22 protein-coding genes and 1 tRNA gene are annotated in these 21,837 nt (G+C 57.8%); 11 read left to right on the forward strand and 12 right to left on the reverse strand.

Features of this window, described 5'->3' with window-relative positions; genetic code table 11:
• Window positions 1-564: 564 nt before the first annotated feature.
• The 6 genes from CBW22_RS12620 to CBW22_RS12645 are packed head-to-tail and all read right to left on the reverse strand — an operon-like array spanning window position 565 to window position 4,473.
• A complete protein-coding gene (locus CBW22_RS12620) occupies window positions 565-2,901 on the reverse strand; it encodes a phage/plasmid primase, P4 family (RefSeq protein ID WP_088516834.1) in 2,337 nt (778 codons plus the stop codon).
• Between the two features lie 11 nt (window positions 2,902-2,912).
• Window positions 2,913-3,236 carry a DUF5375 domain-containing protein gene (locus tag CBW22_RS12625; protein ID WP_088516835.1) on the reverse strand — a complete coding sequence of 108 codons (324 nt, stop codon included), beginning with the start codon at window positions 3,234-3,236 and terminating at the stop codon, window positions 2,913-2,915.
• Window positions 3,233-3,457: a hypothetical protein gene (locus CBW22_RS12630; RefSeq protein ID WP_088516836.1), complete on the reverse strand. Its 225-nt coding sequence runs from the start codon at window positions 3,455-3,457 to the stop codon at window positions 3,233-3,235. The genes CBW22_RS12625 and CBW22_RS12630 overlap by 4 nt, the downstream gene beginning before the upstream one ends.
• Window positions 3,454-3,993: a host cell division inhibitor Icd-like protein gene (locus CBW22_RS12635; protein WP_176428118.1), complete on the reverse strand. Its 540-nt coding sequence runs from the start codon at window positions 3,991-3,993 to the stop codon at window positions 3,454-3,456. Before CBW22_RS12635 ends, CBW22_RS12630 begins: the two co-directional genes overlap by 4 nt.
• A 7-nt stretch (window positions 3,994-4,000) precedes the next feature.
• Entirely contained in the window at window positions 4,001-4,210 is a 210-nt protein-coding gene (locus CBW22_RS12640) for a hypothetical protein (RefSeq protein ID WP_088516837.1), read from the reverse strand.
• Window positions 4,207-4,473: a helix-turn-helix transcriptional regulator gene (locus CBW22_RS12645; RefSeq protein ID WP_088516838.1), complete on the reverse strand. Its 267-nt coding sequence runs from the start codon at window positions 4,471-4,473 to the stop codon at window positions 4,207-4,209. Before CBW22_RS12645 ends, CBW22_RS12640 begins: the two co-directional genes overlap by 4 nt.
• A gap of 546 nt (window positions 4,474-5,019) precedes the next feature.
• Here CBW22_RS12645 and CBW22_RS12650 point away from each other — a divergent pair.
• From CBW22_RS12650 to CBW22_RS12665, 4 genes are all read left to right on the forward strand, one after another.
• Entirely contained in the window at window positions 5,020-5,745 is a 726-nt protein-coding gene (locus CBW22_RS12650; RefSeq protein WP_176428119.1) for a septation initiation protein, read from the forward strand.
• Window positions 5,742-6,293, forward strand: a complete 552-nt coding sequence (locus CBW22_RS12655) for a phage polarity suppression protein (RefSeq protein WP_088516839.1) — start codon at window positions 5,742-5,744, stop codon at window positions 6,291-6,293. The genes CBW22_RS12650 and CBW22_RS12655 overlap by 4 nt, the downstream gene beginning before the upstream one ends.
• Window positions 6,293-6,571, forward strand: a complete 279-nt coding sequence (locus CBW22_RS12660; protein WP_088516840.1) for an ogr/Delta-like zinc finger family protein — start codon at window positions 6,293-6,295, stop codon at window positions 6,569-6,571. Before CBW22_RS12655 ends, CBW22_RS12660 begins: the two co-directional genes overlap by 1 nt.
• A 383-nt stretch (window positions 6,572-6,954) precedes the next feature.
• Window positions 6,955-8,442, forward strand: a complete 1,488-nt coding sequence (locus CBW22_RS12665; RefSeq protein ID WP_088516841.1) for an ATP-dependent nuclease — start codon at window positions 6,955-6,957, stop codon at window positions 8,440-8,442.
• Window positions 8,443-8,586: 144 nt separating this feature from the next.
• On the opposite strand, the gene CBW22_RS12670 is transcribed toward CBW22_RS12665, so the two are convergent.
• Window positions 8,587-9,864 carry a tyrosine-type recombinase/integrase gene (locus tag CBW22_RS12670; protein ID WP_088516842.1) on the reverse strand — a complete coding sequence of 426 codons (1,278 nt, stop codon included), beginning with the start codon at window positions 9,862-9,864 and terminating at the stop codon, window positions 8,587-8,589.
• A gap of 162 nt (window positions 9,865-10,026) precedes the next feature.
• A tRNA-Leu gene (locus tag CBW22_RS12675) sits at window positions 10,027-10,111 on the reverse strand.
• 249 nt (window positions 10,112-10,360) lie between these two features.
• Here CBW22_RS12675 and CBW22_RS12680 point away from each other — a divergent pair.
• The gene (locus tag CBW22_RS12680; RefSeq protein ID WP_059011139.1) at window positions 10,361-10,876 is read left to right on the forward strand and encodes a DUF2501 domain-containing protein; all 516 of its coding nucleotides are present in this window, start codon (window positions 10,361-10,363) and stop codon (window positions 10,874-10,876) included.
• Between the two features lie 107 nt (window positions 10,877-10,983).
• Here CBW22_RS12680 and pdxR read toward each other — a convergent pair whose 3' ends face one another.
• Window positions 10,984-12,363, reverse strand: a complete 1,380-nt coding sequence (gene pdxR, locus CBW22_RS12685; protein ID WP_088516843.1) for a MocR-like pyridoxine biosynthesis transcription factor PdxR — start codon at window positions 12,361-12,363, stop codon at window positions 10,984-10,986.
• A 120-nt stretch (window positions 12,364-12,483) separates the two neighbouring features.
• On the opposite strand from pdxR, the gene CBW22_RS12690 reads away from it, so the two are divergent.
• The 5 genes from CBW22_RS12690 to CBW22_RS12710 all read left to right on the forward strand — a co-directional run bounded on the left by CBW22_RS12690 (window position 12,484) and on the right by CBW22_RS12710 (window position 15,805).
• Entirely contained in the window at window positions 12,484-12,909 is a 426-nt protein-coding gene (locus CBW22_RS12690; protein ID WP_088516844.1) for a GNAT family N-acetyltransferase, read from the forward strand.
• A gap of 11 nt (window positions 12,910-12,920) precedes the next feature.
• Window positions 12,921-13,526, forward strand: coding sequence for an FMN-dependent NADH-azoreductase (locus CBW22_RS12695; protein ID WP_088516845.1), 606 nt, complete (start codon window positions 12,921-12,923; stop codon window positions 13,524-13,526).
• 12 nt (window positions 13,527-13,538) lie between these two features.
• Complete coding sequence (locus CBW22_RS12700) at window positions 13,539-14,018, forward strand: carboxymuconolactone decarboxylase family protein (RefSeq protein WP_058781936.1); 480 nt, start codon at window positions 13,539-13,541, stop codon at window positions 14,016-14,018.
• A 95-nt stretch (window positions 14,019-14,113) separates the two neighbouring features.
• Window positions 14,114-14,749 carry a hypothetical protein gene (locus CBW22_RS12705; RefSeq protein WP_021506729.1) on the forward strand — a complete coding sequence of 212 codons (636 nt, stop codon included), beginning with the start codon at window positions 14,114-14,116 and terminating at the stop codon, window positions 14,747-14,749.
• A gap of 378 nt (window positions 14,750-15,127) precedes the next feature.
• Entirely contained in the window at window positions 15,128-15,805 is a 678-nt protein-coding gene (locus CBW22_RS12710; protein ID WP_021506728.1) for a MarC family NAAT transporter, read from the forward strand.
• Between the two features lie 112 nt (window positions 15,806-15,917).
• Here CBW22_RS12710 and CBW22_RS12715 read toward each other — a convergent pair whose 3' ends face one another.
• Genes CBW22_RS12715 through CBW22_RS12725 form a run of 3 tightly spaced genes read right to left on the reverse strand, consistent with a single transcriptional unit; the run spans window position 15,918 to window position 19,706 of the window.
• Window positions 15,918-17,168 carry a c-type cytochrome gene (locus CBW22_RS12715; RefSeq protein ID WP_088516846.1) on the reverse strand — a complete coding sequence of 417 codons (1,251 nt, stop codon included), beginning with the start codon at window positions 17,166-17,168 and terminating at the stop codon, window positions 15,918-15,920.
• Between the two features lie 4 nt (window positions 17,169-17,172).
• The gene (locus CBW22_RS12720; RefSeq protein ID WP_088516847.1) at window positions 17,173-18,942 is read right to left on the reverse strand and encodes a GMC family oxidoreductase; all 1,770 of its coding nucleotides are present in this window, start codon (window positions 18,940-18,942) and stop codon (window positions 17,173-17,175) included.
• 32 nt (window positions 18,943-18,974) lie between these two features.
• Window positions 18,975-19,706: a gluconate 2-dehydrogenase subunit 3 family protein gene (locus CBW22_RS12725; RefSeq protein ID WP_031279537.1), complete on the reverse strand. Its 732-nt coding sequence runs from the start codon at window positions 19,704-19,706 to the stop codon at window positions 18,975-18,977.
• Between the two features lie 525 nt (window positions 19,707-20,231).
• On the opposite strand from CBW22_RS12725, the gene CBW22_RS12730 reads away from it, so the two are divergent.
• The gene (locus tag CBW22_RS12730) at window positions 20,232-21,806 is read left to right on the forward strand and encodes an ABC transporter substrate-binding protein (RefSeq protein WP_371742072.1); all 1,575 of its coding nucleotides are present in this window, start codon (window positions 20,232-20,234) and stop codon (window positions 21,804-21,806) included.
• Window positions 21,807-21,837 lie beyond the last annotated feature (31 nt).

The raw sequence follows: 21,837 nt of genomic DNA on the forward strand, positions 1-21,837 counted from the left end.
GGGCTTTGTTATTAACGGCAACTGATCCTTTTTAACCGGCCAGGTGATCCAGTATATGATCTTCCTAGCAAGGCTCTCCACTACGGAAACCAAATTCCGCCGCCAGTTCAACATCCCGTAACCACTTCAGGCGTTTAGACCACAGTTCTGCCATATCCCCATATCCAGGCCCGGTGCGAACATTCTAATTTATCCGTATAAAAATCCTTAACGTGTGGTAGTGTTGCAACGCCCGCTCTTGGCAAACAGCAGACGCTCAGATAAACCCCTTTCACCGTCAAATCTGTACGGCCAGATTTTGTATGCGGTTATCAACTAATTTGCAAAGTGTCGCCAAGTAAATTGCGAATGGGTCTTCAAGTTAGGTGCAATTACGCACCAAACCAAAGAAGCACTGGTGTAAATAAAGATTTCACAAAGAATCCTTCACACTCTACACCCTTCATTTTTGTTCATACTTAACATGGAGTTACGTGGTGATGAATGGGTGAAGGGTGACGGATATCCTTCACCGGCGGTGAAGCATGGGCGTAAAAAAACCGGCTTTCGCCGGTTCGTGTTAGGTCAGGCCGCTGCCGGGTCGTCACACTTCGGCAGCCAGTCGGCGCTGCTGTCGTCCGTCAGGTCGAGGTTGGTCTGTATGCCTGACTTCGTGCGGCGCTTCAGGTAGTTCAGCCCGTACTCGCGCAGGATGCTCTCCAGCGCCTGGCTGAACGACTTCATGCTGAGCGGGTTGCGGTAGCCGTTCGCCTCCATGTAGGCCAGATAGGCGTGATAGAGATAGCGCTTAGGCTGCAGCGGCCGGATGCTGGCGTTGCCCATGTGCAGGCCGGTCGGCTCAGCGGTGGCAAACAGGTAGCCGCAGAAGTCCACCATCGGGTCGGCGTCACGCTTGATGCGCATGGCCTCCCCGGAGTTCTGCTGCGACTGAAGCAGCGCGCGGGCGTCCTGCGGCTGGCTGAACCGCTGCATCAGCTGGCGCACGATAACGGCCAGCTCCGCCTGTATCTTCTCCTTCAGTTGCGGGTCGCGCTCGTTCGCCGGGATGATTTCCGGGAAGTGCAGGATAACCCGGCGGCGGGACACGCCCCCGCTGCGGTCGATGAAGCGCATCGGGTTGTTGTTCACGGCCAGAATCACCGCCGGGATGTGGGTCGAGTAGGCGTCTTTATACTTCGGGTCCACCGATACCGCGTCGCCGCCGGTAATCGCCTTGATGCCCGCGCCGTCGCCGCTCCACTTTTCCTGGTCAGGCAGGCGGATAAGCGAATAGCCGATAACGGACGCGCGCTCGCGCGAGGATTCCAGCGTTTCAATGGTGGCCGACACGGCGTTGTCCGGCCCGGCCAGCATGGTGGCGATTTCCGCCATGATGCTCTTGCCGCTGCCGCCGGGGCCGGTGACCTCCAGAAACAGCTGCCAGTCGTAGCGGTTCGCCAGCACCATAAACAGCGCGGCCAGAATGATGTCGCGCTTCTCCGCGCTGCGCCCGGCGGCGCGGTCGAGCCACTGCCAGAAGTGCGGCGCGTGGTACTCCAGCGTCTCGCCCGCCACCGGGCGGGTGTAGTCCACGTCGCTGATGGTGCGCAGCCAGTTTTCCCGGCGGTGCGGGCTGAACGCGCCGGTGCGGGTGTCGAGCACGCCGTTGCGAAAGCCGATAAGCTGGCGCTGCGGCGCGGCCTGCTGCGGCAGCATCAGCTTCAGCGTGTCCACCACGCCCGCCACCTTACCCGCCGAGAACGGCGCGCGCAGGCGCTGGAACAGCTTCGCCACGTCGCGCCCGAACTGGTTGCCGGAAATCACCTTCCACGCCCCGGCCTCGTAGCGGCAGAGAATTTCCCCGCTGGCGTCCACGGCCAGACTGCTGCGGTAGTGTTCCGCCACGCGCTCCGCCTTTTCGCTGGCGCTCATGGACGAAAACTCCGCCTCGCTCATGACGTCAAACGGGCTGACAGCGGGCGGCGCGGCGGCCTCAGCCAGCGCCTGCCGGATTACGGCTTCGCCGTGCTGCGTATACGCGTCGTTCCAGTCGCCGAACACGGGCGGCAGGGCCACGGCCCCGTTACAGGCCGCGGCGGCCTGCTGCGCTTTGCGCTGGCCGTCGCCGCTCAGGTCGCGGTCGGCGGCAATCACCAGCGGCAGCGACGGGTGCTTTTCACGGGCGAGGCCGGCGAGGGAAAGAAGGTTCGCGGACGACAGCGCAACCCACACCTCGTCACCGGTCAGGTTGTGCACCGTCAGGCCGGTGGCAAAGCCCTCGGCCAGCCAGATGCGCCTGGCATTACTGCCGGCGCTGCCGAACACGTGGCGCGCCCCCTTTACCTGTCCCCCCTTCAGGGTGCGCTTGACGCCCTCCGCGTTAATCAGCTGCACGTTGACCAGCGCGCCGGCCATGTCCTGCAACGGCACGATAAGGTCGCCGGGACGGAAGGTCGTCAGGGCCACTTTCTGCGGCTTCGCGAGCGTCAGGCTGCGCTGCGCCGGCCAGCCCTTACGCGACAGGTAGGCATTACCGCTGACCGCCTGCGCGGCGCTGACCAGCTGCTGCGCGAGCGTCGCGGCGGCGGCGCGGGCGGCGTCGTTATCCCCGGCCTCAGCGACAGCGTCAGCGGACGCATCCGCCGGCGGCAGGCTGCCGGTCAGGGCGTTCACGCGTTCGGCGGCTTCGGTCAGGTTAATGCTGAGCGCCTTTCTCACCAGGTCCATGCCGTCGCCGGCCCCGCACTGGTTGCAGAACCAGGTGCCGCGCCCCTCCTGGTCGTCAAAGCGGAAGCGGTCTGTTCCGCCGCACACCGGGCACGGCATGTGGCGGTTTTTAACCACCTTCACGCCCAGCGCGGGCAGGATGCGGGGCCACTGGCCCCGCGCGGCCTTCGCCGCGTCTGATACGGTCATTTTCATTCGGTTGTCCCTCAGTGCAGCGGCCGCGCGTCGTGAATGCGCCCGCTCAGCTCGTCCATCACCACCTGGCCTAAAAAGCTCAGGCACGGGGCCGACTTCAGCGGCCCGGCGGCCAGCAGGTCGTCCAGCAGGGCGCAGGCAATCTCCTGCCCGCGCCGGCGGCCGTGCTGGCGCAGATAGAACCCCTCCAGCTCGGTCTCGATGGCGTGCTCAAGGCGCGCCAGCGTCAGGCCGGGGTAGCGCTGCTGCTCGCGGCACAGGGTGAGCCAGGCGCAGGCGACCGCGCGGCGGCTCAGCGCGGCGCGGAGGTCGGGGGAAAGCGTGCGGATTTTCATGATGTCACTCCGTTGTTCATCAGGCTGTCGTGGCAGCGGGCTACCACGCCGTCGAGCTGTTCGGTGATGAGGAAGACCAGCGAGGCCAGCTGCGCGCGCTGCGCGGGCGGCGGCGCTTCGTGGCAGTCCTGAAGCCGGGTCATGTCGGACACGAAGCGCCCGGCGTTGCGCAGGTGCTCCAGGCGCATCAGGTCGTCGTCGGAAATCGTAATGGGGCTCATGCGCGCACCTCCGTCACCGGCAGGCGGCAGGCAAAAGACAGCACGTAGTCGCGGGCAAGCAGCCGGCGCGCGGCGCGCTCGTCTGCGGCGGTGGCACGAAGCATCAGCACGCGGCTGTGACGCTCACAGCGGCGCACGGCGGCGAAAACGAAGACAAACTGAGGGTGCGGGGAATGAAGGACGGTAGCCATAGGGGCAGTCTCCACTGAGTAGCGGTTAACGCCACCACCGGAAACGCCAATTTCACTGGTGGTAGCCCGAACGGGGTTGGCGTAACCGGCCTCAATGGATACCGGCGCTTCGTGAGAAGCCCACGCCCGGGCCACCATTACTCGACAGGCACAGCGTAAACACAACCGCCGCCCGAAAAATGGGTGCACTGAGGCTAAGACACAAAAAAAGACGCAAGGCGCGTCTGGTGTCGCCATTGAGTTGCTCAGGACGCCAATCCCGGCTGCCGATTTTGCGGCAGCGGAATTACTGTACCAGGGAAAGCCCCCGGCGCGCAAGCCGGGAGTGAGGGAAGCGAGCGACATACGCACCTCAGCAGTTCGTGAGGGTGATGCCGGCGCGGGAAGGAGACTGCGGGTCTGCTGGGGCCGTGCTGCGCTCAATGCTGAAGGCGATGCCCGTGCCGCGAAAGCGCTGCGGCTGGCCCGGCATATCCACCTCAGCGGCAATGGCCAGCGCCAGCTGCTTTGCGTCCTCCACGGACAGGTCGTGCGACTTGCCGCCAATGTTCAGCCGGATCATGCTGCACGCTCCTGACCGCGCGCGGCGATGCGTTCGTTCATCCAGGCGCTGACCTCGCTTGCCATCCACGCCACGTTCTTGCCGCCGAGCGACACCTGCGCCGGGAAGGCGCTGCGGCTGATGAGGTCGTAAATGGTCGAGCGGGACAGGCCGCAGACGTGAATAACCTCCGGCAGGCGCATAAAGCGCTCCTGAACCGGGGCAATGGCCGGCATAACGGGGGCCGCCGGGGCGGATGAGTGCGCGGATAAAGCCGTGTGCATAAGCTACCTCTTTCTGAGTCCATTAAGTGCCGCACGGTTACGTGCAGCGTCGGGTAGCGCTTTATTTTCAGCATATTTACGGCCAGCGCAACAGGGCGGCCGCGTGCTGTGGCTTACACAACCTGTCTGAATTTTGCACAGTGTTAACCACTCTTAACGAGTAGCAACGGGTAGTACCGGATAGTGTCGGGCCCGGCTTTTCATATAGCCTCAGACTCTCAAAAATAATTTATTAATAGCAATAAACATTAATCATTCCGAGTCGCCGGAATCAGGCTGGTGAAGAATGGTGAACAGCGGGTGAACAATCACCATCTGATTCTTCACCCCTTAATTTACTGTATTTACTCCATTTTTCTTTTGGGTGAAGAATGATGAAGGATTTATATAAAACTGAAAGCGGATAACAGGCTTTCGTGAGACCTTTTCCTGGCTCGCCAGAAGGAAAGCTTTTGTCTGGTCCGTCACACAACGCCGTCCGGTAGCGGCGCCTGTGCCAGCCCCGGCACAATTGACTTACCAAAACCGACCTGACAGGAACCCGTTATGACCGACATCACCGCCTTTCCCGCCAGCACGCAGGCCGCACTGGAAAAAGTCAGCACCGCAAAGGCCGCATGGCTTGATGCACGCAGTAAACAGGAGGCCGCCGCCTCACAGGGGGATACTATCCGTCAGCGCCGCGCCGAAACCGAGACGAACGCGGCCGCACAGAACGACGAATGGCGCCGGCTGTTCCGCGAGAGCGGCGGCGTGATGACGCCGGAGATGAAGAAGCTGCGCGCGGAGGTGGCGCTGGACCGCGAGGCGCTGGAGGAGTTCGACGCCCTGCTGGCGCTGCACGCGCAGGAAAATGAGCGCCTGCCGTGGGAGACGGCCGACCTCGCCAGAGACTACATCAGTGCCCACAATGACCTGGTGAACCTTCGCGCCATGCAGCTCTGGCAGGCGTTCATGGAGGCGCACGGCCGGCAGCTGATCCAGACGCTGAGCCTGCTGAAAATCACGCTGGGGCGTCAGGCCAGCGACGGAACCGGCACGGTGCACGCCGTTAACGACCCGGAAACGGTGCTGAAAAATTTTATCACGCGCCACATCACCGACCCGGCGCTGATGCGCGACGCCCTGCCGGAGGAAGACGCCGTGTTCAGGCTGGCGGGCATCTTCCCGGTGCGCGGGGCGCACGATGACTTCAGAAAAAGCCCCTCGCCCGCAGCGCGTCACAGAATGCTGGTCCGCCGCGAAATGGCGCAGAAGGAGCAGGCACAATGACCGTTGCAACCACACCCGCACAGGCGCTGGACCAGTTTCGCGCCGCCCGCAGCCGGTGGCAGGCGCACCTGACCGCGCGTCAGGACGCGGAAACGGCGCTCAGCGCCCTGTTGTCGGCCGGTGAAAAGCAGGCTGATTACAGTGAACGGCTGCCGGCGCTGCGCGAGCGCATCGCGGTGCTGGACTGGCAGATTAACTGCGCCGCCCGCGAGGGCGTGTATGCGCAGCGGATTGTGCTGGAAGCCTGCACGGAGGACGCGCTCAGCGTCTTTATGCGCGAGCACGGCCCGGCGCTGACCTCGGCGCTGGCCCCGTTCCTGAACGGACCCGGCGGGCTGGAAGTGGCCGCCCGGCTGCTGCGCAGCGCCGTGGCCCGTGAGGTGCAGCGGGCGCGCCCGGCGGTGTCGGCGGCTTATCAGGACGCGCTGGCCGAAACGGGCCTGTCTCCGGAGGCCGGGATGCTGCGCGACTGTCAGGGCAGCTACACGCCGGCACAGCACCAGCGCTTTGCGCAGCGCCTCAGCCGGCTTCCGCAGGAGGGTGCGTAATGGCCCTGAAATGCCCGGAGTGCGGCACCACCGCACACACCCGCACCAGCGCCTACGAGTCCGCGACCGTCAAGCGCACCTGGTATCAGTGCATCAACCTTGACTGCTCCTGCACGTTCACCTCGCTGGAGAGCGTCGAGAAAATCATCGTGAAGCCGCAGAAACCTGCCGGGCCGGAACCCAAAAAGGAAGCGCTGAGCGCAGCGCGCCAGCCGCAGACGCTGGGCCGCTACGGTTCTGCCAGTAAACTGTCCAGCCGGCAGCAGTCACCCGCCTGAAACCTTCCACCCCTTACCTGAGCCGGCCACTGCGCCGGTTTTTTCACGCCTCTTTTTCCTGGCTGGCCTCCCTGCTCAAGAGTGCATGTCTATGCTGCATGAAAACGCATGAGTTTTTGCACCCCGCTTGTGCCCCTTCAGGCCATACAGGGCGCGGCGCGGCACCGTTCATGCAGGTGCATGAAAACCACTGCATGAAGCGGGCAGGCGTGGCGGGGGTACGAGTGCGCGCAATGCCTAAAACAGTATGAAAGAGACCATGGAGTTCGATTTTGTTATGAAATTAACGTGACGTTTCTTACAACTACTAAAAATTGGAGTTGTTAAAATTTTGATTAGACCTTATTAAGATTAATCTTACCACTATTTAAGGATGAGAGAGATTGGACACAATAAGCATCAATATCAATGATATAAAAAATATCTCTAATGCGCAGATTGAAGTTCCTTTTGAGGGCGGGCTTTATGGTTTCGTTGGAGGTAACGGCTGCGGAAAGAGTACTTTAATGTTAATCCTTTCTGTGCTGCTGAGTGAAAGGCGATTTATGATGTTGAAAGGAGAAGATTATACATCAACGTCTGGGATTGAAATTAAAGTTAATACTAACCAGACCAAAGTTAATCATTGGACCCCTAAAAAAGGAAAATGGCGCTTACCTCCTGACGAGACGCCGTTTAGATACAATGGATTATATGAGGGAAGCTTATTTTATGGTGCAAGATTCGATGACTCAAGAATAGTTGATGCTATCCTAAGGAAAGGTGAAATAAATGACGAAGATATTGTAGAATCAGTTAGCTATATTAAAGACAATTTGAGCTTCATACTTCATGGAGACAGGCAGCATTATCGAAACCTAAAGAAAATAAAAAATCGGCATACTGCAAATCGTTTAAACTTAAACAACATACCTTACTTTAATGAAGCTAAAAACGGGAAGCTATTAAGCCAATATAGAATGAGTTCTGGAGAATGCCTTCTTATATCACTACTAAACTTCATATATTATACAATTGTTGATAACAAGTCTGGGCAATCAGCAAAAGCATTAATATTGATTGATGAGATAGAACTGGCACTACACCCTATCGCCATAACACGACTAATTACGCTTCTTAATAACTTAAATGAATCTCAGAAAAATGTTGTTATTTATTTAACTTCTCATTCACCAGAAGTAATTAGAAGTATAAAGCCTAGCAACATGTTTATGCTTGCTAATAACGAAGGTGTAATGAGCTTGACTAATCCATGCTTCCCAAGCTATGCAATAAGAGACGTATATAGGCATGACGGATTTGATTACTTAATTTTAGCTGAAGATAAACTTGCGGCAGGTGTTATCGATAACGTTCTGGTAAGTAAAGGATTAAAGAATAGCAGACTAATTCATATATCCCCAGTTGGAGGGTGGCAAAATGTGCTGTCTTTACATAAGGATTTAATAGCAAACAATGTTGTAGGTATAAATAGGAAAATCATCAGCATTCTTGATGGAGATGTAAAAGATGAAGTACTAAAAAAAACTGAATACAGTCCAATTCCAAAATGCTTTTTGCCAATACCGAGCATTGAAAAATTTTTTTACGATGTCGTATTTTTAAGAAAAAACGAAAGAATTAGAAAAATAATTAATGACAAATACTTCCTTCTTAAATCACTTGATGATTTGGTGGCAGAGCACAATGAAAAATATAAAACAACCCCCGAAAATCCGGATAAAAAGTTTTATTTCCGAATAAAGTCTGACTTAGAGTCGAGAAATATTTCAGAGTCAACATTTATTAACCACTTGTGCTCGGATATAAGAGAGGTCATTGATTTCACCTCATTCGAAAACACAATCGAAAAATTACTCGATGCAAGATAAGATAAATTATATAAAGTTTACCTTTGACTATTAAAAAAGGAATGTGAAGAAGAATCAGAAAAAACCCACTGGAATTTCATAGTATATCCTTACTCACCATTTCAATAGAAAAACCATTTTTAATTTAATAAACCTCCCCGCAAATCATATACGGGGAGGTTTATGGAATGATGACATGGCATAATCATAAGGTGATATAAATTTATCGGAATTAGCGTCTAGAAAATCCGCCCACCATTGAACCATCAAGCGGCGTTCGTCTAAATGCTCTGAAGTATGGATATAGGCAGCACGTACGCTATTTCGCTCAGAATGGCTCAATTGCCGCTCTATAGCATCATCACTCCATAATCCTGACTCACCTAGAGCACCTCTTGCCATTGTCCTGAATCCATGCCCACAAACCTCGGTCTTTGTGTCATACCCCATAGCACGCAGAGCATTGTTAACCGTGTTTTCACTCATGACTTTTTTGGGATCATGATCGCCGGGGAAAAGTCTCTCGTTGTCACCGCTTAATTGCTTCAGCTTTTCCAAGAGGGCTAGAACCTGACGGCTAAGCGGTACAAGATGCTCCTCTTTCATTTTCATACCACGGTGAGAGTAACGAACTCCTTCTATCTCTTTGCGTTTTGCAGGAACCCGCCACAAGGCCCTTTCAAAATCGAACTCATCCCACCGGGCAAAGCGCAGCTCACTAGAACGTACAAAAGTCATTAATGAAAGCTCTACAGCAATACGCGTCATAACTCGTCCACGATATGCGGTAAGGCGCTTAAGAAATTCAGGAAAACGGCTGAAGGGTAATGCGGGGTAGTGACGAGCCTTGACCGTAGAAAGTGCCCCGGCCATATCAATAGCAGGATTAGATTCAATGTAATCGTTCTGCACGGCATAGCGCATTATCGCCGTAACACGCTGCTGAAGGCGCTGGGCAACATCATGCTTACCATTTGCGTCAACTTTTTTTATCGGCGCTAAAAGATTGCTGGTTTTGAGCTGGCGAATATCAGACGAGCCAATATAAGGGAATATATAAAGTTCAAGATAACGAAGAACACGTGCACGATGGTCTTCACCCCAGCGTTTGTTGCTGGCGTGCCACTCCCGAGCGATAGTTTCAAAGGTATAAGCTCCTGCAGTTTGTGCGTCAGCTTCCCTTTGTTCAGCCTTAGGATCAATCCCTTGCACTATTAGCTTCTTAGCTTCATCTCGCTTTGCTCTAGCTTCTGCAAGAGTAACGGTCGGCCAAACTCCAAAAGCGAGACGATCCTCTTTTTTGTCTGAGGGGCGTCTGTATTTCATGCGCCAGTATTTTGCCCCCCTAGCCGTAACCTCAAGATACAAACCGCCGCCATCGGCCATTTTATAGGTTTTGTCTTTTGGCTTTGCAGTCTCTACCTGTCTGGCATTGAGCTTCATTTGGGGGCACATTTCTAATCGAAGTTAAGATGCCCCCAATTATGCCCCCAACGGCATCCGGATTTCAACGGACAACCTCGGACGACTCAGGACGTAAAATCGCTGCAAACATTGATTTTTAAGGGATAGTTGGACTTTCTCGGATGGTCTTGGAAGTGCTAATGGTGCCGAAGGCCGGACTCGAACCGGCACGTATTTCTACGGTTGATTTTGAATCAACTGCGTCTACCGATTTCGCCACTTCGGCACTGAAGAGGATGCGGAAAACGTGGGCGATTATACCGTTACGCGCTTGCGGCGCAACCGGAATCGATGGGGATGTGCGCTAAGCGTCGAAAAAAGCAGCGCTGCCAAAAACGCTGCGCAAAACCCCGGCAATCGCCTCCGGAACACTCCCAAACTCGCGCGCGGCGGCCACTTCTCCGGAACTTTCTGCCGCCGCATGCCTCTTAACCACAACTGACGCAGTCAGACGTATAAGCACAACGAGGTTGAGATGAAAAAAGCAACACAACGGTTAGTTTGGGGATGGGGTATCGCGGCGGCACTGGTGGCCGGTAGCGCATCGGCGGCGAGCTGGCAGGATCAGCTGAGCAGCGCCGCATCGCAGCTGTCGCAGCAGAACAGCGGCAACACCGCCACCAGCAACACGCAGAACGGCGGCCTGTCGCTCTCTTCGCTCAGCGGCCTGCTGAACGGCGGCGATAAAGCGGTGAGCGCCAATAGCATGACTAACGCCGCCGGCGTGATGGAGTATTGCGTGCAGCACAACGTGGTGGATAACAACGTGAAGTCGGTCAAAGATCAGGTGCTGAGCAAGCTGGGCCTGAGCAGCACCACCGCGCAGCAGCAGAAAACCGATTACCAGCAGGGGATTCAGGGCCTGCTGAACACCGGCAACGGCCAGCAGCTGAATCTGCAGAGCCTGAGCAACTCGCCGATGGGTGAGAAGCTGAAAACCAAAGCCTGCGATGTGGTGCTGAAGCAGGGCAAAAAATACATCGGCATGTGATTCCTACGCGGTGATTCAGAGGCCGCCTTCCTGCCGTCTGAATCGCCGCTCATCTTATGCCAGCCGGCGCGGGCTGTCCCCCGCGCCCTCTTCTCCCCACACTGCCGCTAAACCGCCAGCAACGTCCGCGTCGCATCCGCCACGCGCGCCAGCAGCGTCCTCGCCTGTTCAAACGACTGGATATTGGTGTAACCAATCACCAGGCCATAGCGCTTTTGCGTCTGCGCGTACCAGCCCGACAGCGGTCGCACGTATAGCGCCTGCTGCGCCCACAGCGTCGCCAGCGCCACGTCCTGGGTGCCGCGCCGCAGAAACGCCACGATGTGCATACCGCCGTCGGTCAGCTCAAAGGTAAACAGCCCCGGAAAGCTGGCTTCGATGGCCTCCAGCATCATGCGACGGCGCTGCTGATACAGGATGCGCATCCTTTTGATGTGGCGATAAAAATGCCCTTCGCTGAGGAACTGCGCGAGAATTTTCTGCGGCAGCAGCGGCAGGCCGGTTTCCAGAATCTCGCCCAGCTCGCCGAACTGCGCCAGCGTGTGCTGCGGCATCACCAGATAGCCGATGCGCATCGCCGGCATCATGGTTTTGCTGAAGGTGCCGGTGTAGATCACCCGGTCGTGCACATCCAGGCTTTTCAGCGCCGGAATCACCTTACGCGTGTAGTGAAATTCGCCGTCGTAATCATCCTCAATAATCCAGCTGTCATGCTGCTGCGCCCACGCCAGCAGCTGATGCTTGCGCGGCAGCGACAGGCTGACCGCCAGCGGGCTCTGGTGCGTTGGCGTCACCACCGCAAAGCGCGCGTCGGTGTGATAGCGCAGCAGATACTCCACGTCGACGCCCTGCCCATCCACCGGCACATAGTGCAGGTTGGGTGCGATGCGCTTCAGCAGCTGCTGGCCGAAGAAGTAGCCGGGATCTTCGAACAGCACTTTGTCGCCCGGCTGCGCCAGCACCGCCAGAATCAGCCGCAGGTTGGCGCGGTAGCCGCTGGTGATGAAGATCTGCTCCGGCTGGCAGTTGAGGCCGCGCGAAATGTTCAGGTAGCTGGCGATGGCCGCCCGCAGCGGCGCATATCCCATCACCGGCGGTATCATCATCTCGTCCGGCCGCAGGCTGCGCGCCGCTTTCGCCGACATCAGCCGCCACTTCTTGTGCGGAAACTCGTCCAGCGCCGGGATGCCGAGCCGCAGCTCGCCTTTGCTCTCGGTCACCGGCAACAGCGCGGGCGTCGTCGCCGGTGCGCGCGGTGGCGTGGCTGCGCTCGCCAGCTTCAGCTGCGGATTAACACGCGTGCCCTTCGCGCCCTGGCTGACAAAATAGCCTTCGCCGATGAGGATTTCATAGGCGGCCTCCACCGTTTTGCGCGCCACCTGCAGCTCGCCCGCCAGCATGCGGATCGCCGGTACGCGGTCGCCCGGCCGGAGCTGTCCGGCAAGAATCTGCTGCCGGAAGCGCTGGTAAATCTCTTTGTAACCCACGCGTCACTCCTTTCTCAGCCACTGCGCTATGTCCTACCTGTTTTCACGCATAATGGCCCTGTTCGCTCAGACATAGCAGTTTAAGATGCAGGCATTCCCCCTGCAATACGGATGACAGCCATGAAGATTGTGCATTACGCCACCGCAGAACAACTCGCGCGCTGCTACCCGCTGATGCGTGCGCTGCGCGGGCGGCTGGCGGATGAGACGCAGTTTATCGCCCAGGCGCAGCGTCAGCAGGCGCAGGGTTATCGCCTCGCTGGTATCGAACATCAGGGAGAGCCAGCGGTGCTGGCCGGTTATCGCCTGCTGGAGAATTTTATCCATAGCAGCTTCTGCTACGTCGATGACCTGGTGAGCGATCCCGCGCTGCGCGGTCAGGGCTTCGGCGCCGCACTGCTCGACGGCTTAGCGGTGCTGGCGCGTGAGTACGGCTGCAGGCGCATGGTGCTGGATACCGCAATCAGTAATACCCGGGCGCAGGCGTTTTATCAGCGCTGCGGCTATCAGGCGCTCGGCCTGCATTTTTATCGCTCTATCGTATGAGGAACCACTGCATGAATGTGCTGCACATTAAAGTCAGCCCGGATCTGGCGGGATCGGCGTCGCGCATCGCCTCAGCGCGTCTGATCGAAAAGCTGCGCATCCGCCATCACGATCTGCACGAGACGGTGCTGGATCTGGCGCAACAGCCGCTGCCGCATCTGGATGCTTTCACCATCAGGGCTTTTTTTACCCCACCGGAGGCGCGTGATGAAGCGCAGCGTGACGCCATTCGCACCTCGGAACGGCTGGTGGATCAGCTGTTTGCCTGCGACACCCTGGTTATCTCATCGCCGATGTGGAATCTCGGGCTGCCGTCGGTGCTGAAAGCCTGGTTCGACCATATCACCCGCGCCGGTCGCACTTTCGCCTTTACGCCCGAAGGCACCAAAGTCGGGCTGGTGAGCGGCAAAAAAGTTTACTGCGTGATGGCCAGCGGCAGCGTGTTTGCCCACGGGCCCTTTATGCAGGATGACCAGTTCACGCCGTACGTGCGCGCGGCGCTGGCGTACATCGGCATCAGCGATGTGCAGTTTATCCGCGTCGACGGCACGCACGACCCGCTCAGCCGTGCCCGCGCGTTACCCGAAGCACTCGAAACCATTGAACGTCTGTTCTGACGGAGGAAAATCATGACTCAACGCGTTAACCATTTCAAAACCACCCCGGCGCTGGCCAAAGCGATGTCAGATCTGTCGAACAGCGTCGCCAGCACGTCGCTGGAGAAGTCGCTCAGGCATCTGGTGGATATCCGCGCCTCGCAGCTCAACCACTGCGCGTTCTGCCTCGATATGCACATCAAGCAGGCGGCGATTGACGGCGAGCACGAGCTGCGGCTGCACCATGTGGCGATCTGGCGCGAATCGCCGCTGTTCAGCGCGCGGGAGAAAACTGCCTTTGCCCTGACCGAAGCGCTGACGCGCATTGGCGAGCACGGCGTTGACGAGGCGCTGTACGGCGAGCTGCGCGCGCACTTCTCCGAGGTGGAGATCAGCGAGCTGACCTTTAAGATCGCGGTGATCAATACCTGGAACCGGCTGATGATCCTGTCGCAGATGGCACCTGGCGCGCTCGACAGCGCTTACGGGCTGGATCGTGCTGATTTGCGGTAATTTTTATCGCCAGTGGCTGCGGCTGCTGGCGATAGCATGTTTTTCTGCGCGCCCTGACGTTATAGTGAGGTTTTGCACCACACAGGACACCGCGCATGAAAGGCATCAACATTGCGATTTACTTCGATCCCGACCTGATTCGCATCTGCGTTCACCAGCCGGATGACAGCTACCTCAGCCAGACGTTTCATTACGCCGACAGCGTGATTGAGGAGATTTATCAGTGGCTGGAGCAGTTCACGCCGGGTCGCACCCACATTTGCCTGATTGAGCACGACACCGCCGATATCCTCGCCGATGAGCTGGTGGACAACGGTTATCACGTGCATCAGGTGAGCCAGCATGCGCTGCTCAGCTGGTTCGCCAGTGAACCGCCCGCCACGCCGGACGGCTCGCCGGTGCGCGCGCTGCTGCGCTATCTGGAGAACGAGAAGCCGGCAGAGTATCAGTCACGCACGCCGCAGATTGAAGCGCTGATGGAGTTGCTGGATGAGCTGGACGATCTGGAAGGCGTAGAGAGCGAGGAAGATGAGGATAACCTGCCGGATAACGTGCTGCGCCTGATGAAGCAGAAGAAAATCAGCGCCAGCGACGCCGCCCAGCGCCTGCTGCCAGACGTGAATGAACGCATTCGCGAGCATTTGATTCATTACCCCGAGCTGATGACGCCGGATCTGCTGGAAGATTTTTTCCCCGAGCTGCTGGAAGCGATGGAAACGCCGAAGCATTGATGCTGCTTTGCGCCGCGACGGGGAATGGAGATGACTGATTCTGCCCTGTTAATCGCACCTTCTGTAGCGGCGCGATTTTTCGCGCGCCCTGGACAGCCGCATCGCTGTCTGATGCGCAATAAATTGCGCCGCTACGGGTTGGGTGCAATAAGAGCGCGCCTGAATGCTTTGCGCCACGATGGGAAATGCAGATGACTGATTCTGCTCCATTAATCGCACATTCTGTAGCGGCGCGATTTTTCGCGCGCCCCGGACAGCCGCATCGCTGTCTGATGCGCAATAAATTGCGCCGCTACGGGTTGGGTGCAATAAGAGCGCGTCTGAATGATGTGCCTGTTAACCGCGCCATCATGGGCGCACCTGGATGTGGAATAAATCATGCTGGAACTGTTCAAAGCCATCGGGCTCGGCCTGGTGGTGATTTTGCCGCTTGCTAACCCGTTAACCACCGTGGCGCTGTTTCTCGGCCTCGCGGGTGACATGAACTTTCAGGAACGCAATCGCCAGGCGCTGCAGGCGTCGATCTACGTGTTCCTGATTATGATGGTCGCCTGGTACGCCGGTAACGCGGTGCTGCACACCTTTGGCATCTCGATTCCAGGCCTGCGCATGGCCGGCGGGCTGATTGTCGCCTTTATCGGCTTTCGCATGCTGTTCCCCGCCAAACCGGTCGGGCATTCGGTGGAGGCCAAACACAAGCTGGATGAACTCGACGCCAGCGACGATCCGCGCGAAACGGTGAATATCGCCTTTGTGCCGCTGGCAATGCCGAGCACCGCCGGACCGGGCACCATCGCGATGATCATCAGTTCAGCCTCGACGGTGAAAGCCGGCGTCGATTTCCCCGCGTGGGTGGTGGCCATCGCGCCGGTGCTGACGTTCCTGGCGGTGGCGGTGATTTTATGGATTTCGCTGCGCAGCTCCGGCGCCATCATGAAGCTGGTCGGCAAAGGCGGCATCGAAGCGATTTCGCGCCTGATGGGTTTTTTACTGGTGTGTATGGGCGTGCAGTTTGTCATCAACGGCGTGCTGGAAGTGGCGCACACCTTTCATTAAACAATAAAAAATCGCACCCTACGGTAGCGGCGCGATTCATCGCGCAATGCCCGCCATCACGCGACGCCGGGCATTGCCATCAGGACAGCGCGCCAGGTCGCGCCGCTACGTTTTAGTGCAGCGTTTTCCGCACATCCGCCACCTGTTGTTTGGTTACTGCCGGCGCGTGGTTGCTCCAGCCCTGACGAATAAAGGTGGCCAGCTGCGCCACTTCATCATCGGTCAGACGATACGCAAACGGCGGCATCGCCAGCGTTGACGGTGCTTTCTCCGTTGAGGGCTGCTGCGCACCGACCAGAATGGTGTGAATCAAGCCGCTGGGGTCCTGCGCATTGACGATAGTGGCCTGATCCAGCTCCGGGAAGATCCCCGGTGCGCCTTTGCCGGTGACAAAGTGACAGGCACCGCAGTTGTCGAGATACAGACGCTCGCCTTCTGACAGATTCTTCGCCGCCGTCAGCTTCGCCTCGGTCTTCTGCTGCGCCTGCACGTCATACGCCTGCAGCGGCGGATTGCCGCCGAGGAACTTGAGGTAAGCGGCAATCGCTTGCAGATCGGCATCCGTCATGTGCGAGCTGGAGTGCTCCACCACCGACGTCATCTCGCCGCCCACCGCGGCTTTATCGTTACGTCCGGTTTGCAGATAATCGACAATCTCCTGCTCGCTCCAGCGTGGCACACCGCGCAGCGACGGCACCTCCCAGTTATTCAGACTGCCGCCGGCGAGGAAGCGATCGTCGCTGCTGTCCAGCGCCTTCTCGTTCATGCCGATGCCGCGCGGCGTGTGGCAGCTGCCGCAGTGGCCGAGGCTTTCCACGATGTAAGCACCGCGATTAACCTCCGCTGACGCACCGCCAATCGGCTGGAACGGCTTGTCCGAAGTAAACGCCCAGTTCCAGAAACGCATGCCCCAGCGCTGGCTGAACGGGAAGCTCAGCTTTGTTTCCGGCGGCTGTTCGCTGTCCGGCTTCACGCCCTGCATGAAGTAGACGTACAGCGCGTGCAGGTCTTCATCGCTGATTTTGGCGTAATCCGGGTACGGCATCGCCGGGTAGAGGCGCGATCCGTCCGGCAGCACGCCTTTGCGCACCGCATCCGAGAACTGCTGCTCGCTGTAGTTGCCGATGCCGTGCTGTTTATCCGGCGTGATGTTGGTGGAGTAAATGGTGCCGAGGTTCGACTCAATCGCCAGTCCACCAGCGTAATCCGCTTTGCCGGCCACGGTATGGCACGCCATACAGTCGCCAAGGCGCGCCAGATACTCGCCCTTTTTAATCAGTGATGCGTCATCTGCTGCCTGCGCCTGCACCGCACAGCTGCCCAGCAGCACCGCGTGAGAGATTAACAATGATTTTAATTTCATGTGCTTATGCCTGTACCAGTGGGCCGGGATTCTGCAAATAGTGCTCTTTGATAGCCTGCGCCGCCATCAGGGTAATCGCGCCGATGGTATCGGTCGGGTTCGCCTGGAAGTTCTGCGGGAAGGCGTTACCGCCCGGCACAAACACGTTGTGCACATCCCAGCTTTGCAGGTACTTGTTCAGCGCCGAGGTTTTCGGGTTGTCGCCCATCACCGCGCCGCCCACGTTGTGGGTAGAGACGTATTTGGTCAGGTCAAAGTCAGCGCCCATCGGCAGGAAGCTCATGCTCATGCTGTCCGGATTCAGCTCTTTGGCGATGTCGCCAACGATACCTTTCAGGTGCTGCTGCAGCTTGAGCTCGTTCTGTTTCCAGTTAAAGGTCATGCGCAGCAGCGGCTGACCGCGATGGTCGGTATAGTGCGGATCCAGATCCAGATAGATATCGCGGTACGACTGGCAGGTGGTGGTAATACTGATCTTCATCGAATGGTTGTACCACTGCTCCAGCCCCTCTTTGTACCCCATGCCCCAGCTCGGTGTGCCTTTCGGCAGCGCGGTGCCAATCGGCGTACCGGTTGCCTGCGAACTGTGGATTTTGGCGCCGCCCAGGAAGCCAAGTCCCGGACCGTCGAAGTTGCCGGGCGAGATGTCGTTAAACATCTGACCGGTCGCGCCAGCGGTGGCGAAGGCATTGAAATTCTTGTCTTTGAAGAACAGCGTGGCGCCGCCGTTGGACAGAAACGCATAGTTACGCCCGACGACGCCCTCTTCGGTGATCGGGTTGTAGGGCTGGCCGATGCCGGACAGCAGCATCAGGCGCACGTTGTAAAGCTGGAAGCTGGAGAGCACCACAATCTTCGCCGGCTGGAACACTTCGTTGCCGTCAGCGTCAAAATAGAGCACGCCCTTCGCGGTTTTGCCATCGTCGTGCAGCACCACTTTGTACACTTCCGCGTGCACTTCATAGGAGAAGTTCGGCATGCGCTTCAGCGCGTCCATCACTGCCGTCTGCGGTGAGGCTTTTGAGTAGTTCAGGCACGGATATTTCGAGCAGTAGCCGCAGTAGTTGCAGGGAGCGATCTGGTTGCCGTACGGGTTTTTCCACGCGCGCGAGACGCAGGCTGACGGGTTCGGGAACGGATGATAGCCCAGCTTCTTCGCCGCCTCTTTGAACATCACGTTGTTCAGCGTATCGTCCAGCGCCGGCAACGGATACGGCTCAGAACGCGGGCCTTCAAACGGATCGCCGCCTTCCAGAATTTGCCCGCGCAGGTTGCCGGTGGTGCCCGACTGGCCGCAAATCAGCTCAAACTTGTAGAAATACGGCTCGATCTCATCCCAGGTGAACGGGAAGTCCATCACGCGCATGTCATCCTGCAGGATGCCGGGCTGATAGGCCTGATCGACGTAGGTTTTCAGTTTGATATCGGTGGGCGTGGGGCGAATCAGTACCGCCGTCCAGTGCATGCCCGCGCCGCCGACGCCGGTACCTGGAGCAAATGCGCCCCATTTACGGGTTGGCAGCGCCGTCTGGTCCATGTTGTAACGCACGGTGACCGCCACTTCTTTTGGCGTGGCGAACACTTTGTTGCGCACGTTATAGGCGTACTCATCGGCCGGTTTCGGGTAAGCGAAATCCGGGTAGTCGCGCTCGCCGCCGCGCTCAAGGGCGCGCACGTCCAGTCCGGCCATTGCCAGCTCAATGCTCATCAGCGAGCCGGCCCAGCCGAGGCCGCACACCACGACGTCGACTTCTTTCTTTGTAATCTGTGCCATGTTTTTCTGTCTCACATACCAAATACGGGGATTCAGGCGCGTTCGCCCATCAGGCTGACCGGTCCGAGCGGATACGGCACGTTGTGCTGCTTCACCCACTCGGTGAAGCTGGCGCGTGCCCCCGGAAAGCCGATGGCGATCCAGGCTTTCATGCCTTTGTTGCCGCCGTACATCGGGTCAGCGAGGTAGCCGTGTTTGGTATCGGAAAGCAGCTGGCTGAAGAACTGCGAGGCTTTCAGGTTCGGTTCGCCCAGCGCGGCGAAGTCGATACCGTCGTTTTTATTCACTTTGGTCAGCACCGCGTCTTTCTCTGCCAGCGTCAGCTGCGAGAACGCTTTGTGGTAGGTGCTCTGCGTCCACTGCTCCACCAGTTTGATGCCGGTGCGATACATCTGCTGCGGCGTGAACGGGATCTGATAGCCCATGGTGGCGGGCGCGTGCACATCAAACGGCCCCTGCAGGTAGATCTCTGCGCCGAACTCCGGGCTGTGCAGCTGCTGGTCAATGAAGATCGGCACGTTGGTTTCCAGCGCACCCGGCGCTTTGCCGTTGCCACCGGCGGGGATCAGGCGATCGGTCGCGGCCAGAATAAATTGCCACTCCTCAGCGCTAAAAAAGATCGGTTTATAGTCGGCAAGGTCCGGTGCTGCCATTTCCGCAGCCTGGGCTGCAGTCAGTCCTTTTAAAACCAGGTCGCTTAATGGCAAAGCCAGCAACGACCCAAGTAAAAACTTACGTCTGGTGGTCGGTTTTTCTAAAAGCATGGCGCGACGACTCTCACTTGCTAAGAAAGGGAATTATTTTTGTTAATAGATTTATAAATCGGCAAACAAGCTGGCAATCTTATGGATACAGATATTTCAGGATGTAAGCATTAAATTAGAAATGTGTTTTGATGAGAAACCATCAACCTGACGAAAAGTCGCCAGGCGCTGTGGACGCGCTTTCGCAGCGGAAATTGCGCTTTTAACCGTACAAATGGCAGGAGATTAGCGCCAGAGACTGGGCAAATGACTGAAACAAATCGGCGTGAGAAATAGTCGCTCAGCTTAATTAATCAGAAAAAATCATACTTCCATACCAGAGCTTATTCTTATCAATAACCGCTTATTGGCTGAATGCGCAACGTCTGAGCGGTTTATTTCCTGAATATGACAGCGCGCGCACAAAATAACCGATTAATTAATTGCCGGTATTAATTGTTATTTCCGGCACAGCTCAGAACAAACCGGCATTTAGCCAGCAGCGCGACAGCGATAAAGTCGTCGCATCAATTACTCAGGATAATCATGATGCGAGCACTCTTATTGTTCTTCACCTTATTCAGCAGCGCCTTTGCCCTACAGGCCGCCACGCCAAAAGACACGCTGGTGGTGGCCGTGCCGCTCGACGGCATTATCAGCTTCGACCCGGCAGAAAGTTTTGAGACCGTCAGTAACAGCGTGCAGCGCAACATTTATCAGACGCTGGTAGAGGCCGATCGCGATGCGCCACAAAAACTCGCGCCGCTGCTCGCCACCTCATGGCAGCCCGGCAGCACGCCGCACAGCCTGGTGTTCAATCTGAAACCGGATGCGCATTTCGTCAGCGGTAACCCGGTGACCGCGCAGGACGTGGTGTTTTCGCTGACGCGCGCGGTGCAGCTCAACAAAGCCCCGTCGTTTATTCTCGCTGAGTTTGGCTGGACGGCGGACAACATCGCCAGCCAGCTGCGGGTTGTGAACGATCATCAGCTGGAGATTCAGTGGCCGGCGCAGATTGGTCAGGATCTGGCGCTGCGCCTGCTGACCGCGCCGGTGGCCTCGGTGGTGGACAGCAAAACCGTGCAGCAGCACATCATCGCCAACGACAGCGGCAACGGCTGGCTGCACACTCATTCCGCGGGCAGCGGCGCATTCAGCATCCAGCAATATGTGCCGCAACAGGCGCTGGTGCTGAGCGCAAATCCGCACGCCAGCCCGCAGCCGCAGCTGCAACGCATCCTGCTGAAAGGCGTGGCCGATGCCGGTGCGCGCCGCCTGCTGATTCAACAGGGCGATGTCGATGTGGCGTACCAGCTGGGCCCGGACCAGATCGATGCGCTGAAAAACGACCAGCAGCTGCGCATTGAAGCCTTCCCGTCGAGCCTGGTCTATTACCTGGCGTTTAATACGCAAAACAAAGCGCAGCCGGCGCTGGGTAACCCGGCGCTGTGGCAGGCGGCGCGCTGGCTTGTGGATTACAACGCCATTTCACGCGATCTGCTGAAAGGCCAGTACCGTATTCACCAGAGCTTCCTGCCGCAGGGCTTTGATGGCGCGCTGGAGAATCAGCCGTTCCATTATGATGTGGCCAAAGCTAAAGCGATCCTGGCGCAGGGCGGTATCAGGCCCGGCAGCAAATTCTCGCTGACGGTGATCAATCAGCCGCCGTACATCGACGTGGCGCAGGCGCTGCAGGCCAGCTTTGCCAAAGCCGACGTGCAGATTGAGCTGCAGCCGGTGGCGGAATCGGAACTGTGGGGCAAAATGCGCGGACGTGATTTCCAGTCGATCTTTATTTACTGGGGCGCCGACTATGTGGATCCGAATACCAACGCCAGCGCCTTTGCCTATAACGTGCCGGGCGGCTCGAAAACGCTGGCGTGGCGCGTCGGCTGGGAGATTCCCGAACTGAGCGCGCAGACGCGCACCGCAGCCGGTGAGAGCGACGCCAGCCAGCGCCGCGCGCTGTATACCGCGCTGCAACAGCGCGTACAGCAGGATTCGCCGTTCGTGGTGATGCTGCAGGGCGCGCAGCAGGTGGCGGTGCGCAATAATGTCAGCCACGTGCAGCAGGGCATCGGCGTGAGCCTGCTGTTTTTCGATGCGGTAGAGAAGAGGTAGGTCGGTACGCGCTGCCCCTCATTCCAGCCTT

Source organism: Pantoea sp. VS1, assembly GCF_002207995.1.
GTDB lineage: Bacteria > Pseudomonadota > Gammaproteobacteria > Enterobacterales > Enterobacteriaceae > Pantoea > Pantoea dispersa.

What these genes read in the sequence shown, in the direction of transcription:
- CBW22_RS12680 (WP_059011139.1), top strand. Translation starts at nt 10,361, where the DNA reads ATGAAAAAAGCAACACAACGGTTAGTTTGGGGATGGGGTATCGCGGCG.
- CBW22_RS12620 (WP_088516834.1), bottom strand. Translation starts at nt 2,901, where the DNA reads ATGAAAATGACCGTATCAGACGCGGCGAAGGCCGCGCGGGGCCAGTGG.
- CBW22_RS12710 (WP_021506728.1), top strand. Translation starts at nt 15,128, where the DNA reads ATGCTGGAACTGTTCAAAGCCATCGGGCTCGGCCTGGTGGTGATTTTG.
- CBW22_RS12705 (WP_021506729.1), top strand. Translation starts at nt 14,114, where the DNA reads ATGAAAGGCATCAACATTGCGATTTACTTCGATCCCGACCTGATTCGC.
- CBW22_RS12655 (WP_088516839.1), top strand. Translation starts at nt 5,742, where the DNA reads ATGACCGTTGCAACCACACCCGCACAGGCGCTGGACCAGTTTCGCGCC.
- CBW22_RS12650 (WP_176428119.1), top strand. Translation starts at nt 5,020, where the DNA reads ATGACCGACATCACCGCCTTTCCCGCCAGCACGCAGGCCGCACTGGAA.
- CBW22_RS12670 (WP_088516842.1), bottom strand. Translation starts at nt 9,864, where the DNA reads ATGAAGCTCAATGCCAGACAGGTAGAGACTGCAAAGCCAAAAGACAAA.
- CBW22_RS12720 (WP_088516847.1), bottom strand. Translation starts at nt 18,942, where the DNA reads ATGGCACAGATTACAAAGAAAGAAGTCGACGTCGTGGTGTGCGGCCTC.
- CBW22_RS12625 (WP_088516835.1), bottom strand. Translation starts at nt 3,236, where the DNA reads ATGAAAATCCGCACGCTTTCCCCCGACCTCCGCGCCGCGCTGAGCCGC.
- CBW22_RS12660 (WP_088516840.1), top strand. Translation starts at nt 6,293, where the DNA reads ATGGCCCTGAAATGCCCGGAGTGCGGCACCACCGCACACACCCGCACC.
- CBW22_RS12730 (WP_371742072.1), top strand. Translation starts at nt 20,232, where the DNA reads ATGATGCGAGCACTCTTATTGTTCTTCACCTTATTCAGCAGCGCCTTT.
- CBW22_RS12725 (WP_031279537.1), bottom strand. Translation starts at nt 19,706, where the DNA reads ATGCTTTTAGAAAAACCGACCACCAGACGTAAGTTTTTACTTGGGTCG.
- CBW22_RS12635 (WP_176428118.1), bottom strand. Translation starts at nt 3,993, where the DNA reads ATGTCGCTCGCTTCCCTCACTCCCGGCTTGCGCGCCGGGGGCTTTCCC.
- CBW22_RS12700 (WP_058781936.1), top strand. Translation starts at nt 13,539, where the DNA reads ATGACTCAACGCGTTAACCATTTCAAAACCACCCCGGCGCTGGCCAAA.
- CBW22_RS12630 (WP_088516836.1), bottom strand. Translation starts at nt 3,457, where the DNA reads ATGAGCCCCATTACGATTTCCGACGACGACCTGATGCGCCTGGAGCAC.
- CBW22_RS12690 (WP_088516844.1), top strand. Translation starts at nt 12,484, where the DNA reads ATGAAGATTGTGCATTACGCCACCGCAGAACAACTCGCGCGCTGCTAC.
- CBW22_RS12640 (WP_088516837.1), bottom strand. Translation starts at nt 4,210, where the DNA reads ATGATCCGGCTGAACATTGGCGGCAAGTCGCACGACCTGTCCGTGGAG.
- CBW22_RS12645 (WP_088516838.1), bottom strand. Translation starts at nt 4,473, where the DNA reads ATGCACACGGCTTTATCCGCGCACTCATCCGCCCCGGCGGCCCCCGTT.
- CBW22_RS12695 (WP_088516845.1), top strand. Translation starts at nt 12,921, where the DNA reads ATGAATGTGCTGCACATTAAAGTCAGCCCGGATCTGGCGGGATCGGCG.
- CBW22_RS12715 (WP_088516846.1), bottom strand. Translation starts at nt 17,168, where the DNA reads ATGAAATTAAAATCATTGTTAATCTCTCACGCGGTGCTGCTGGGCAGC.